Origin of the sequence: Streptomyces sp. CT34, from assembly GCF_000805335.1 — a bacterium.
GTDB lineage: Bacteria > Actinomycetota > Actinomycetes > Streptomycetales > Streptomycetaceae > Streptomyces.
The window spans coordinates 2779312-2791829 of the sequence record NZ_KN708638.1; the positions used below are offsets into that span (position 1 = coordinate 2779312).

The following is a 12518-nucleotide window of genomic DNA, read 5'->3' on the forward strand; positions in this document are numbered from 1 at the left end:
CCCCCCCCCGCCTCCGTCTTTGGGACCAGGCCGGGCGGCACCCCCGTCCGGTGATCAATCCTGCTGGTAGCGTGCTCTTGCACATTGATTGCAACTACTGCATATACGCAGCTTGGAGGCGGGATCGGCATGGCGACCTACACACTTCCGGAACTCCCCTACGACTACTCGGCGTTGGCTCCGGTCATCAGCCCGGAGATCATCGAGCTGCACCACGACAAGCACCACGCCGCGTATGTGAAGGGCGCCAACGACACCCTGGAGCAGCTCGCCGAGGCCCGTGACAAGGACGCCTGGGGCAGCATCAACGGCCTGGAGAAGAACCTCGCCTTCCACCTCTCCGGCCACATCCTGCACAGCATCTACTGGCACAACATGACCGGCGACGGCGGCGGCGAACCGCTGGACAAGGACGGCGTGGGCGAACTGGCCGACGCCATCGCCGAGAGCTTCGGCTCCTTCGCCAAGTTCAAGGCCCAGCTGTCCAAGGCCTCCGCCACCACCCAGGGCTCCGGCTGGGGCGTCCTGGCCTACGAGCCGGTCACCGGCCGCCTCATCGTCGAGCAGATCTACGACCACCAGGGCAACGTCGGCCAGGGCTCGGTGCCCATCCTCGTCTTCGACGCCTGGGAGCACGCCTTCTACCTCCAGTACAAGAACCAGAAGGTCGACTTCATCGAAGCCATGTGGAACGTCGTCAACTGGCAGGACGTCGCCAAGCGCTACACCGCCGCCAAGGAACGCGCCAACAACCTGCTGCTCGCCCCGTAACACCGTTACAGATGTCCTGCCTCGTGATCGTCTTCTCACCCTTCACGCGGGCAGGCGCACAGGGCGGGGCCCCCGCGAGTGACTCGCGGGGGCCCTGTCGCGTATCCGGCCGCACACCGGTGGCTGCGTCAGTCGAAGACCGGCCCCTGCGTCCGCGTCCGCTTGATCTCGTAGAAGCCCGGGATCGACGCCACCATCAGCGTGCCGTCCCAGAGCCTGGCGGCCTGTTCGCCCTTGGGGGCGGGGGTGACGACCGGGCCGAAGAACGCGATCCTCCCGCCCGTCGCCCGACCTCCGCCCCCAGAAGAGCTCGCTTCGCTCGCGCTGTCGTATTCCGGGCCGGGGACGGCGATGACCGGGGTGCCGACCTCCTGGCCGACCAGGTCGATGCCCGCCTTGTGGGAGGCGCGCAGCTCGGCGTCGTAGGTGTCCTGGTCGGCGTGGTCGATCAGGTCGGCGGGCAGCCCGGCATCGGCGAGGGCGCCCGCGATGGACTCGCGGTTCACGCCCTCGCCCGCGTTGTGGAAGCGGTTGCCCATCGCGGTGTAGAGCCTGCCGACGACCTCGTCGCCGTACAGCTGCTGCGCGGCGATCACCACACGGACCGGGCCCCAGGACTTGCCGCCCGGACGCATGTTGGCCGCGTACTCCTCCGGGAGCGTGTCGAGTTTGTTCTCGTTGAGGACGGCCAGGCTCATCACATGCCAGCGCACCCGGACCGGACGCACCTTCTCCACCTCCAGCATCCAGCGGGAGGTCAGCCAGGCCCAGGGGCACAGCGGGTCGAACCAGAAGTCTGCCGGGGTCTTGGCGGTCTCGGACACGGGGGCCTCCTTCGAGAGCGGTACAGCGTTCTTCCGTGGACGGTTCAACCACCGGTCGCCGTGCCATGATTCCCAGTGTTCGATATTCGTGACGAGGGTGAGGGAGGCACGTCGTGCCGGGTGAGAATCTGTCGCGGGACGAGGCACGTGAGCGGGGCCGGCTGCTGAACGTCGACGGGTACGACGTGGCGCTGGACGTCCGCTCAGCGGTCGACCGGGGCGCGCAGGCCGCCACCTTCCGCTCCCGTACGACCATCCGCTTCCGGTGCGCCGAGCCCGGCGCCTCGTCCTTCGCGGACCTCCTGGCCCCCTCGGTCCGCTCCGTCACCCTCAACGGCCGGGAGCTGGACCCGGCCGCGGTCTTCGACGGCACCCGGATCGCGCTGGACGGCCTCGCCGCCCAGAACACCCTGGTGGTCGACGCCGACTGCGCCTACAGCCGGACCGGTGAGGGCCTGCACCGCTTCGTCGACCCCGAGGACGGCGAGGTCTACCTCTACACCCAGTACGAGCCCGCCGACGCACGCCGGGTCTTCGCCAACTTCGAACAACCCGACCTGAAGGCCCCGTTCACCTTCGAGGTCACCGCGCCCGAGGGCTGGCTGGTGCTCAGCAACGGCGCCCAGGACGGCGCCGCCGAGGCAGGCCGGCACCGCTTCGCGACCACCCGGCCGATCTCGACGTACATCACCGCCGTGGTCGCCGGGCCGTACCACTACGTCACCGACACCTACCGCCGCGCGTTCAAGGACGGCGTGGCGCTGGAGATCCCGCTGGGCGCGCTCTGCCGCAAGGGGCTGGCCCGGCACTTCGACGCGGACGACATCTTCACCGTCACCAAGCAGGGCCTGGACTTCTTCCACGACCACTTCGACTTCCCCTACCCCTTCGGGAAGTACGACCAGGCGTTCGTCCCCGAGTACAACCTCGGCGCGATGGAGAACCCCGGCTGCGTCACCTTCCGCGAGGAGTTCGTCTTCCGCGGGAAGGTGACCGAGGCGTCCTACGAGCGCCGGGCCAACGTCATCCTGCACGAGATGGCGCACATGTGGTTCGGCGACCTGGTCACCATGCACTGGTGGGACGACCTGTGGCTCAAGGAGTCCTACGCGGACTTCATGGGCAGCTTCGCGCAGGTGGGCGCGACCCGCTTCACCGACGGCTGGATCACCTTCGCCAACCGCCGCAAGTCCTGGGCGTACCGGGCCGACCAGCTGCCCTCCACCCACCCGGTCACCGCCGACATCCGGGACCTGGAGGACGCCAAGCTGAACTTCGACGGCATCACCTACGCCAAGGGCGCGAGCGTGCTCAAGCAGCTGGTGGCGTACGCGGGGCAGGAGGCGTTCCTGGAGGGCGCGCGGCGCTACTTCAAGCGGCACGCCTACGGCAACACCCGGCTGACGGACCTGCTGTCGGTGCTGGAGGAGACCTCCGGGCGGGACATGGCCGCCTGGTCGCGCGCCTGGCTGCAGACCGCGGGCGTCAACTCCCTGACCCCGCAGGTCACTTATGACTCCCAGGACCGGATCACCGAGCTGGCGGTCGTCCAGGAGGCGAGCCCGGAGCACCCCGAACTCCGGCCGCACCGGGTCGCGGTGGGCCTCTACCGCCGGCTCGACGCGGACTCCGCGCTGGTGCGGTACGCCCGCGCCGAGGTGGACGTCTCCGGGCAGCGCACGCCGGTGCCGGAGCTGGCCGGCGCCGAGCGGCCCGAGCTGATCCTGGTCAACGACGAGGACCTGACGTACTGCAAGACCCGGTTCGACGAGGGGTCGCTGGCAACCCTGCGGGCCCGACTCGGCGATCTGCGCGACCCCCTCGCACGGGCGCTGTGCTGGGCCGCGCTGTGGGGGCTGACCCGGGACGGGCTGATGCCGGCCCGGGACTTCCTGGACCTGGTGCGGCGGTTCGCCGGCGCGGAGACCGTGATCGGCGTGCTCCAGTCCGTGCACGGGCAGGTGGAGACCGCGCTGGAGCACTACACCGCGCCGGAGCACCGCGAGAGTGCCGCGCGGGCGCTGTCCGAGGGCGCGCTGCGCGAGCTGCGGGTGGCCGACCCGGGCAGCGGCCACCAGCTCAGCTGGGCCCGGCACTTCGCCACGGTCGCCACCACCCCGGCCGACCTCCAGCTGCTGACCGGGCTGCTGGACGGCACCGCGAAGATCGACGGGCTGGACGTGGACCAGGAGCTGCGCTGGGCGTTCCTGCTGCCGCTGGCCGCGCACGGGGTCGCCGACGAGTCGGTGATCGCCGCCGAGCTGGCCCGCGACGACACCGCCTCCGGCAAGCGCCACCAGGTGCGCTGCCTGGCCGCCCGCCCGGCAGCCGGGGGCAAGGCGGAGTGCTGGGCGGACGTGGTGGAGTCCGACGCGCTCTCCAACGCGCTGGTGGAGGCGACCATCAGCGGCTTCGCGCAGCCGGCGCAGCGGGAGCTGCTGGCGCCGTACACCGCGCGCTACTTCGCCGCGATCGAGCGGATCTGGCGGGAGCGGTCCATCGAGATCGCGATGTCCGTGGTGCGCGGGCTGTTCCCGTCCTGGCAGGTGGACCGGGACACGCTGGCCGCCGCGGATGCCTGGCTGGCCGAGCACCCGCAGGCGGCGCCCGCGCTGCGCCGGCTGGTGCTGGAGGAGCGGGACGATCTGGCGCGGGCGCTGCGCGCACAGGCTTGTGACGAGGCGGCCGGGCCGCGGCCGTAACCCTCCCCCCGACCAGCTGGTATCGGCAGTCGAACGCCCGTACTTGAGGGCAGTATTGTCCCGCTTGTGCCACAGGCGGGTAACAGCGGTTAGGGGGCGGAGCGGGGCCGGGAATCGCCCAGGCATGAACCACGACACCCCGCTCTCCCCTCTTCCCCTCCGCCACCTCTCCGACGCCCGCTGCCGGGTATTGACGGTCCGTCAGCTACGCGAGCACGGCGTCCCGTCCGCCGAGACCGCCGCCCGGTGCCGGCCGGGCGGCCCCTGGCAGCAGCTGCTCCCCGGGGTGTATCTGCTGCACCAGGGGCCGCCCACCAGCGAGGAGCGGCTGCACGCGGCGCTGCTGTACGCCCGGCACCGCGGCCCGACGGTGCCCGGCCAGGGCGGCGCTCAGCAGCCGTCCGTGCCGGAGCCGATGATCACCGGGCTGGCGGCGCTGGCCCTCTACGGCTTCGCCGCCGCTCCCCCGCTGCTGTCCCTGGAGCGGATCGAGGTGCTGGTCGCCCGGACCCGGCGGCTGCGCTCGTCCGGTTTCGCGCAGCTCGTCAGGGGCGCCGACCTGCCGCTCCCCCAGGTGGTCACCGGGGTGCCCACCGCGCCCGTGCAGCGCGCGCTGGCCGACGCGGTCGCCGGGCTGAGCGACGCCTCCCTGGTCCGCCGGCTGCTCGCCGAGGCGGTCCGCGGCGGCCACTGCGAGGCGCCCGCGGTCGTACGGGAGCTGAGCCGGGCCCGGCTGCTGCACCGGCCGCACGTGGTGGACGCGGTGGACACGCTGCTCGCCGAGGGCCGCGCGCTGGCCGAGCAGCGGCTCTACCGGATGGTCCGCGACCACGGCCTGCCCGACCCCTTCTGGAACGTCGACCTGCGGCTGCCCGGCGGCCCGCACCTGGGCGGCGTGGACGCGTACTGGCCCGAGCACGGGGTGGCCCTGGAGATCGACACCCGTGCCCCGCGCCCCACCACCGACCCGATGAACGCCCCCTACGACGAGCACCGCGAAGCGCTGGAGCAGCTCGGCATCACGGTCGTGCGCTGCCTGCCGCGGCTGCTGCGGGACGGGCCCGAGCAGCTGGCGACGGTGATCCGCACCGCCCTGATGGCGGCGCTGGAGCGGGAGCCGCTGGCGTATGTGGTGGTCCTGCCGCGCTGACAGCGCTGTCAGCGGAGCCCGCGGAGCAGCGGACATCACGCTCCGGCACCGTCCCGGCACCCTCGGCACCCTTCGAGAACGATTCGCCACGTACCGTGGGCAACCCGGTGGTGCGCGGCTCCATCTATCGGAACGGATTGGACAAGGCGACGGGTCTCACACACATGATGGGAGCGCCACCGAGCAGGTGTCCCCCCGCAGACACCCGGAGCCGGGCCGGACGGCCAGGCAAGAAAGAAGGAGTCCCATGAGGATCGGTATCGTCGGAGCCACCGGACAGGTCGGCGGCGTGATGCGGCGCATTCTCGCCGAGCGCAACTTCCCGGTCGAGCAGCTGCGGCTGTTCGCTTCGGCCCGGTCCGCCGGACGGACGCTGCCCTGGCAAGGCACCGAGATCACCGTCGAGGACGCGGCCACCGCGGACTACTCCGGTCTCGACATCGTGCTCTTCTCGGCCGGCGGCGCCACCTCGAAGGCGCTCGCGGAGAAGGTCGCCGACGCCGGTCCGGTCGTGATCGACAACTCCTCGGCCTGGCGCCGCGACCCCGAGGTCCCGCTGGTCGTCGCCGAGGTCAACCCGCAGGCGATCACGGACCGGCCCAAGGGGATCATCGCCAACCCGAACTGCACCACCATGGCCGCCATGCCGGTGCTGCGCCCGCTGCACGAGGAGGCCGGGCTGGTCGCGCTCGTCGTCGCCACCTACCAGGCGGTCTCCGGCAGCGGCCTGGCCGGCGTCGCGGAGCTGGACGGCCAGACCCGCAAGGTCGTCGAGCAGGACGCCACCCAGCTCACCCACGACGGCTCCGCGGTGGAGTTCCCGGCCCCGGACACCTACGTCCGCCCGATCGCCTTCAACGTCCTGCCGATGGCCGGCTCGATCGTGGACGACGGCCTGAACGAGACCGACGAGGAGCACAAGCTCCGCAACGAGAGCCGCAAGATCCTCGGCATCCCGGAGCTGAAGGTGTCCGGCACCTGTGTGCGGGTCCCGGTCTTCACCGGCCACTCGCTCCAGATCAACGCCCGCTTCGCGCGCCCGATCGAGCCCGCCCGCGCCCAGGAGCTGCTGGCCGGCGCCCCCGGTGTCGCGCTCTCCGACGTCCCGACCCCGCTCCAGGCCGCGGGCCGGGACGCCTCGTTCGTCGGCCGCATCCGCCGGGACGAGACCGCGGAGAACGGCCTCGCGCTCTTCGTCTCCAACGACAACCTGCGCAAGGGCGCGGCCCTGAACGCCGTCCAGATCGCCGAGCTGGTCGCGGCCGAGCTGCGCGGCTGATCCGCGACCCCCACCGGTCGGGGCCCGTACGGAGGTGTTCCGTACGGGCCCCGACCGGTGCACAGGCGCTCAGAGCGCCAGATGCCGACGCAGGGCCGCGTCGACCTCCTTCATGCGCTGCCGGGGGATGGAGCCCATGAAGCGGAGCAGCCGTTCCGGAGCCAGCGAGCGCACCTGCTCGCACTGCACCTTGGAATCCTTGGGCAGGCCGCACTCCTCTGCCGACAGGAGCACCTGGAAGGGATAGACACGGGAGACGTTGGTCGTCAGCGGAACCGCGGTGACCACACCCCTCCTGGTCCGGTCCGCCACCTCGTTGGCACCGTCGTTGGAGACGATGACCGCTGGGCGTGCCTTGTTGGCCTCGCTGCCGCGCGCCGGCTCGTAGTCGACCAGGTAGATGTCACCGCGCCTCATCAGTCAGCCCGTCTCCCGTGAACCGGTCCCAGAACGCGGCATCCTCACTCGCGTCCCATTCGGCGAACGCGGCCTCGTAGTCAGCCCGCAGTTCGGCCGCGCGCAGCTGCTCAACCGCGGCATGTATCACGGCAGATCGCGATTCGGCCTCAGTCCTCGCCGCATACGCGTCGAGGTAGACGACATCCTCTTCGGGAAGACTAACACTGATCTTCATACCAGGAGGATACCAGGGTAGGACATCCCTTGCCACCCGAGTATTCCACGTCGTCGCCAGGCCCCTCCGTGGAAGGATGGCCGAAGAGTCCGATGCGATGACGAATGCGAAGGAGAGGCCCGGGTGCCTGGCACGAATCTGACCCGCGAAGAGGCGCAGGAGCGGGCGCGGCTGCTGACCGTCGACGCGTACGAGATCGATCTGGACCTGAGCGGCGCGCAGGGTGGGGGCACCTCCCGCTCGAACGAAGCCGAGAGTGCGGGAGGCACGTTCCGGTCGGTGACGACGGTGCGGTTCGAGGCCGCCGAGGAGGGCGCGGAGTCGTTCATCGACCTGGTCGCGCCGACCGTGCACGAAGTGGTGCTCAACGGCGCGGCGCTGGACGTGGCCGCGGTGTTCCGGGACTCCCGGATCGCACTGCCGGGGCTGCGGGCCGGCGGCAACGAGCTCAAGGTGGTCGCGGACTGCGCGTACACCAACAGCGGTGAGGGGCTGCACCGGTTCGTCGACCCGGTGGACCAGCAGGCGTACCTCTACACACAGTTCGAGGTGCCGGACGCCCGGCGGGTGTTCGCCAGCTTCGAGCAGCCGGACCTCAAGGCGACGTTCCGGTTCACCGTGCGGGCCCCCGAGGGCTGGACGGTGATCTCCAACTCGCCGACGCCGGAACCCGCCGACAACGTGTGGCGCTTCGAGCCCACCCCGCGGATCTCCACCTACATCACGGCGCTGATCGCCGGCCCGTACCACAGCGTGCACAGCAGCTGGGAGGGCGCGGACGGGCGCTCGGTGCCGCTGGGGATCTACTGCCGGCCGTCGCTCGCCGAGCACCTGGACGCCGAGGAGATCTTCGCGGTCACCCGGCAGGGATTCGACTGGTTCCAGGAGAAGTTCGCCTACGACTACCCGTTCGCGAAGTACGACCAGCTCTTCGTGCCGGAGTTCAACGCCGGGGCGATGGAGAACGCCGGCGCGGTCACCATCCGCGACCAGTACGTCTTCCGGTCGAAGGTGACGGACGCGGCGTACGAGATGCGCGCGGAGACCATCCTGCACGAGCTGGCGCACATGTGGTTCGGCGACCTGGTCACCATGGAGTGGTGGAACGACCTGTGGCTGAACGAGTCGTTCGCCACCTACACCTCGATCGCCTGCCAGGCGTACGCGCCGGGCAGCAAGTGGCCGCACTCCTGGACCACGTTCGCCAACTCCATGAAGACGTGGGCCTACCGGCAGGACCAACTGCCGTCCACCCACCCGATCATGGCGGAGATCCGCGACCTGGACGACGTCCTGGTCAACTTCGACGGCATCACCTACGCCAAGGGCGCCAGCGTCCTCAAGCAGCTGGTGGCGTACGTCGGCATGGACGAGTTCTTCAAGGGCGTGCAGGCGTACTTCAAGGCGCACGCCTACGGGAACACCCGGCTGAGCGATCTGCTCGGGGCGCTGGAGGAGACCAGCGGCCGGGACCTTGCGACCTGGTCGAAGAAGTGGCTGGAGACGGCGGGCATCAACATCCTGCGGCCCCGGATCGAGCTGGCCGCGGACGGCACCGTCGCCTCGTTCGCGGTGCGGCAGGAGGCGCCCGCGCTGCCCGCCGGGGCCACCGGCGAGGCGGTGCTGCGCCCGCACCGGATCGCGATCGGCTACTACGACCTCCAGGACGGCGCCCTGGTCCGCACCGGCGGCGTCGAACTGGACGTGGACGGCGAGCTGACCGAGGTCCCGTACCCGAAGGGCACGCCGCGGCCGGACGTGATCCTGCTCAACGACGGCGACCTGTCGTACGCGAAGGTGCGGCTGGACGAGCAGTCGCTGAAGGTCGTCACCGAGCACCTGGGCGACTTCACCGAGTCGCTGCCGCGGGCGCTGTCGTGGGCGTCGGCCTGGGACATGACCCGGGACGCCGAACTCGCCACCCGCGACTACCTCTCGCTGGTGCTCTCCGGCGTCGGCAAGGAGACCGACATCGGCGTCGTCCAGTCCCTGCACCGCCAGGTGAAGCTGGCGATCGACCTGTACGCGGCGCCGGAGTGGCGCGAGAGCGGGCTCGCGACCTGGACCGAGGCCGCGCTCGCGCAGCTGCGGGCGGCGGCCCCGGGCAGCGACCACCAGCTGGCGTGGGCCCGCGCGCTGGCCGCGTCGGCGCGTACCGACGCCCAACTGGACCTGCTCCAGGGGCTGCTGGACGGTACGGAGGAGATCGCCGGGCTGGCCGTGGACACCGAGCTGCGCTGGACGCTGCTGGAGCGGCTGGCGGCCACCGGCCGGGCGGACGAGAAGGCGATCGCCGCGGAGCTGGAACGGGATCGGACCTCGGCGGGCGAGCGGCACGCGGCGACCGCCCGCGCGGCGCGTCCGACCGCGGAGGCCAAGGCCGCGGCCTGGGCCTCGGTGGTGGAGTCCGACCAGCTGCCGAACGCCGTGCAGGAGGCCGTCATCGCCGGCTTCGTGCAGACCGACCAGCGTGAGCTGCTGGCGCCGTACACGGCGAAGTACTTCGACGCGGTGAAGGGCGTCTGGGACTCCCGCAGCCACGAGATGGCCCAGCAGATCGTGGTGGGCCTCTACCCGTCCCTCCAGGTCTCCCAGGAGACGCTGGACGCCACGGACGCCTGGCTGGCGGCGGCCGACCCGAGCCCGGCGCTGCGCCGCCTGATGACGGAGTCGCGCGCGGGCGTCGAGCGGGCCCTCAAGGCCCGGGCGGCGGACGCGGCGGCGGGCTGACCCGCACCCCGCAGGCAGCACAGGGGCGTGCCCCGGAACCTCACGGGTTCCGGGGCACGCCCCTGTAACGGGCCATCGGGCCAGGGCTGGTGACGCCCGGCGGCGGCGCGAGCCGGCGCTGCCGTCCGCCGGGCGGGTCCTGGGTGCGCCGGGCCCCGTCCGCTCCGCGGGGCCCGGCCGGAACGCGGCGGTCAGCCGCCCAGCGCGTCGAAGCGGCGGATCAGCTCGGCGCGGCCGGCCTCGGTGAGGTCGCCGTGGACGCGCATCCGGGCCAGGCCGCCGTCGGGGAAGACGTCCAGGCGGACGTGGGTGGCGGTGACCCGGCGGGGCAGCACGAAGCGGTGCGGGGTGTCGGGCTGGAGCCTGGTGCGGGGCAGGATCTCGCACCACGCGGACGCGTCGTCGGGGTCGCCGTCGCAGCCGGAGAGGGCGGCCCAGCCGGCCGCATTGCCCTTCAGGTACGCGGTGTCGATCTCCACGGCGCGGATCTCGCCCTGCGCGGCGAGGCGGAAGCGCACCCAGTCGTTGGTGCCCCGCACCCGGCGGCGGCGGTTCTCCCAGCCGTCGTCCATCTTGCGGGACAGGTCGGGCTGGATGATCTGGGTGGGCGGGGAGTAGAAGCGGTCCGAGGCGTCCTCGACCACACCGCCGTGCATCACGGAGGCCAGGTCGAGCGTGCCGAGGACGTCCAGCCACGCCGGGTCGGGGACGACCTCGCCGTGCACCCGGAGGCGGGCTATCCCGCCGTCGGGGTGCTGCTTGAGGCGGAGGTGGGTGAAGCGACGTTCGGCGGTGACCTCGAAGCCGTTGGCGGCGTGGCCGCGGACCGGCGTGCGCGGGACGATCTCCTCCCACTCGACCCCGTCGGCCAGCAGGTCCTCGGGGCCGGGGCTGCCGGGCAGCGACGTCGCCTCGACGGTGACCTGCCGGGGGTAGTTGCCGCGGAAGTGGGCGGTGTCGACGATGACGCCGCGGATCACGCCGGGGGCGGCGAGGCGGATCAGCGCCCAGTCGTGCTCGTCGTCGGCCGGGAAGGGGTTCTGGCCGTCGGCGCCGCGCCGGCGCCGGGTCTCCCAGCCGTCCATGATCTTGCCCTTGTGGCCGAAGTGCTCGGGGTCGAAGACCGCCGGGCCCGGCTTCAGCAGGTTCTCCCGCTCGGCGAAGAACTCGTCGTTCGCCGCGACGACCCCGGCGCCGAAGCGGCGGTCGGCGAGGTCGACGAACGAGGTGAAGGCGAAGTCCCCGCCGCGGTAGTCGGCGTAGGGGTCGCCGCCACCGTACGGGGCGGCGTCGTTGGCGTGCGGATCGGTGGAGTCGGCGGCCGGGGTGGCGGTCATGCGGGTCCCTTCGTGCGCGGCGGACGGTACTGGAGACCGGTCCACCGTTGCAGCGGGGCACCCGACAGGTCCATCGAAAGTTTTCGATGATTGTGTTCAGTCGGGCTGAACGGTTCCCGGTGGTTCGGCGGTGTCGCCGCTCCCCCTGGCCGTCTGCGCGGCGGCGGCCCGGCGCAGCGCATCCAGCACCCTGGCCGGCCCCGGCGCGCCCTCGGCGCCGCGCCGGGCGGCGGCGATCACATGGCGGCGCGGCTGGTCGGCGTGCAGCACCCGCAGCGCCACCCCGGAGCCGCGCCCCGGGCCCCGGATCCCGCCCGCCCGCGCCATCCGCGGCACCAGCGCGACGCCCATCCCGGCCGCGACCATCGCCCAGATCGCGCTCCAGTCGGCGGCGGCGTGCGCCTGCTCCGGGACGAAACCGGCGTTCTCGCACGCGGTGGTGGTGATCTGGGACCAGGGGCCGCTGCTGCCGAAGATCCACGGCTCGCCCGCCAGGTCGGCCAGCCGCAACCCCGGTGCGGCGGCCAGCGGATGGCCGGCCGGCAGTGCGACGTCCAGCGGGTCGGCGAGCAGCGAGACCCGGGTGAACTTGGGGTCGCGCGGGGTGGGGGCGTGCGCCGCCAGCGACAGCGCGAGATCCACACTGCCCTCCGCCAGCAGCTCGTACGCGGCCTCCGCCTCCGCCTCCCGTACGGCCACCGCCAGGCCCGGGTGGGTGCCGCGCAGCTCCTGCACGGCGGGCACCACCAGCGCCGGGATGGCGGTGGAGAAGGCGCCGACCCGCACCTGGCCGGCCTCGCCCTGGAGGAAGCCGAGCAACTCGGCGTCGGCCCGCTCCAGTTGGGCGAAGACCTCCTCGGCGTGCCGCAGCACCAGCTGCGCGGCGGCGGTGAGCCGGACCCGCCGGCCGTGGGCCTCCAGGAGTGTCACCCCGAGCGACCTGGCCAGCCCGGTCAGCTGCTGGGAGACCGCCGAGGGCGTCATGTGCAGCGCCTCGGCGGCGGCGGTGACCGTACCCAGCTCTTGGAGGGTGCGCAGGATGCGCAACTTCTTGATGTCCCAGTCGGCCATGCGGGCAGCGTACGCACCCG

10 protein-coding genes are annotated in these 12518 nt (G+C 72.0%); 5 read left to right on the plus strand and 5 right to left on the minus strand.

Annotated elements, in window-relative coordinates; translation table 11 throughout:
• Positions 1 to 129 precede the first annotated feature (129 nt).
• Positions 130 to 771: a superoxide dismutase gene (locus RZ84_RS12265; RefSeq protein ID WP_043264351.1), complete on the plus strand. Its 642-nt coding sequence runs from the start codon at positions 130 to 132 to the stop codon at positions 769 to 771.
• Between the two features lie 128 nt (positions 772 to 899).
• Here RZ84_RS12265 and RZ84_RS12270 read toward each other — a convergent pair whose 3' ends face one another.
• Positions 900 to 1595 (minus strand): mycothiol-dependent nitroreductase Rv2466c family protein, encoded by a 696-nt coding sequence (locus RZ84_RS12270; RefSeq protein WP_043264352.1) that lies wholly within the window; start codon positions 1593 to 1595, stop codon positions 900 to 902.
• A 113-nt stretch (positions 1596 to 1708) separates the two neighbouring features.
• Here RZ84_RS12270 and pepN (RZ84_RS12275) point away from each other — a divergent pair, with 113 nt between their 5' ends.
• The 3 genes from pepN (RZ84_RS12275) (at position 1709) to RZ84_RS12285 (ending at position 6726) form a co-directional block, all read left to right on the plus strand.
• Positions 1709 to 4297: an aminopeptidase N gene (gene pepN, locus RZ84_RS12275; protein WP_043264353.1), complete on the plus strand. Its 2589-nt coding sequence runs from the start codon at positions 1709 to 1711 to the stop codon at positions 4295 to 4297.
• A gap of 124 nt (positions 4298 to 4421) precedes the next feature.
• Positions 4422 to 5447, plus strand: a complete 1026-nt coding sequence (locus tag RZ84_RS12280; protein WP_043264354.1) for a hypothetical protein — start codon at positions 4422 to 4424, stop codon at positions 5445 to 5447.
• A 247-nt stretch (positions 5448 to 5694) separates the two neighbouring features.
• Entirely contained in the window at positions 5695 to 6726 is a 1032-nt protein-coding gene (locus tag RZ84_RS12285; RefSeq protein WP_043264355.1) for an aspartate-semialdehyde dehydrogenase, read from the plus strand.
• A 69-nt stretch (positions 6727 to 6795) separates the two neighbouring features.
• Here RZ84_RS12285 and RZ84_RS12290 read toward each other — a convergent pair whose 3' ends face one another.
• Positions 6796 to 7143 carry a type II toxin-antitoxin system PemK/MazF family toxin gene (locus RZ84_RS12290; protein ID WP_043264356.1) on the minus strand — a complete coding sequence of 116 codons (348 nt, stop codon included), beginning with the start codon at positions 7141 to 7143 and terminating at the stop codon, positions 6796 to 6798.
• On the minus strand, positions 7130 to 7360 hold the full coding sequence (locus RZ84_RS12295) for a ribbon-helix-helix protein, CopG family (protein ID WP_043264357.1): 231 nt from the start codon (positions 7358 to 7360) through the stop codon (positions 7130 to 7132). The genes RZ84_RS12290 and RZ84_RS12295 overlap by 14 nt, the downstream gene beginning before the upstream one ends.
• A 123-nt stretch (positions 7361 to 7483) precedes the next feature.
• On the opposite strand from RZ84_RS12295, the gene pepN (RZ84_RS12300) reads away from it, so the two are divergent.
• Entirely contained in the window at positions 7484 to 10090 is a 2607-nt protein-coding gene (gene pepN / locus RZ84_RS12300; protein WP_043264358.1) for an aminopeptidase N, read from the plus strand.
• Positions 10091 to 10281: 191 nt separating this feature from the next.
• Here the strand turns inward: pepN (RZ84_RS12300) and alc are convergent, their stop codons facing one another.
• Positions 10282 to 11427 carry an allantoicase gene (gene alc, locus RZ84_RS12305; RefSeq protein ID WP_043264359.1) on the minus strand — a complete coding sequence of 382 codons (1146 nt, stop codon included), beginning with the start codon at positions 11425 to 11427 and terminating at the stop codon, positions 10282 to 10284.
• Between the two features lie 96 nt (positions 11428 to 11523).
• Positions 11524 to 12498: a LysR family transcriptional regulator gene (locus RZ84_RS12310; protein ID WP_052229902.1), complete on the minus strand. Its 975-nt coding sequence runs from the start codon at positions 12496 to 12498 to the stop codon at positions 11524 to 11526.
• Between the last annotated feature and the right edge of the window lie 20 nt (positions 12499 to 12518).

Bases quoted from the DNA above. Each gene is read 5' to 3' on its own strand.
- RZ84_RS12265 (WP_043264351.1), top strand. From the start codon at position 130: ATGGCGACCTACACACTTCCGGAACTCCCCTACGACTACTCGGCGTTG.
- RZ84_RS12280 (WP_043264354.1), top strand. From the start codon at position 4,422: ATGAACCACGACACCCCGCTCTCCCCTCTTCCCCTCCGCCACCTCTCC.
- RZ84_RS12285 (WP_043264355.1), top strand. From the start codon at position 5,695: ATGAGGATCGGTATCGTCGGAGCCACCGGACAGGTCGGCGGCGTGATG.
- RZ84_RS12290 (WP_043264356.1), bottom strand. From the start codon at position 7,143: ATGAGGCGCGGTGACATCTACCTGGTCGACTACGAGCCGGCGCGCGGC.
- RZ84_RS12295 (WP_043264357.1), bottom strand. From the start codon at position 7,360: ATGAAGATCAGTGTTAGTCTTCCCGAAGAGGATGTCGTCTACCTCGAC.
- alc (WP_043264359.1), bottom strand. From the start codon at position 11,427: ATGACCGCCACCCCGGCCGCCGACTCCACCGATCCGCACGCCAACGAC.
- RZ84_RS12310 (WP_052229902.1), bottom strand. From the start codon at position 12,498: ATGGCCGACTGGGACATCAAGAAGTTGCGCATCCTGCGCACCCTCCAA.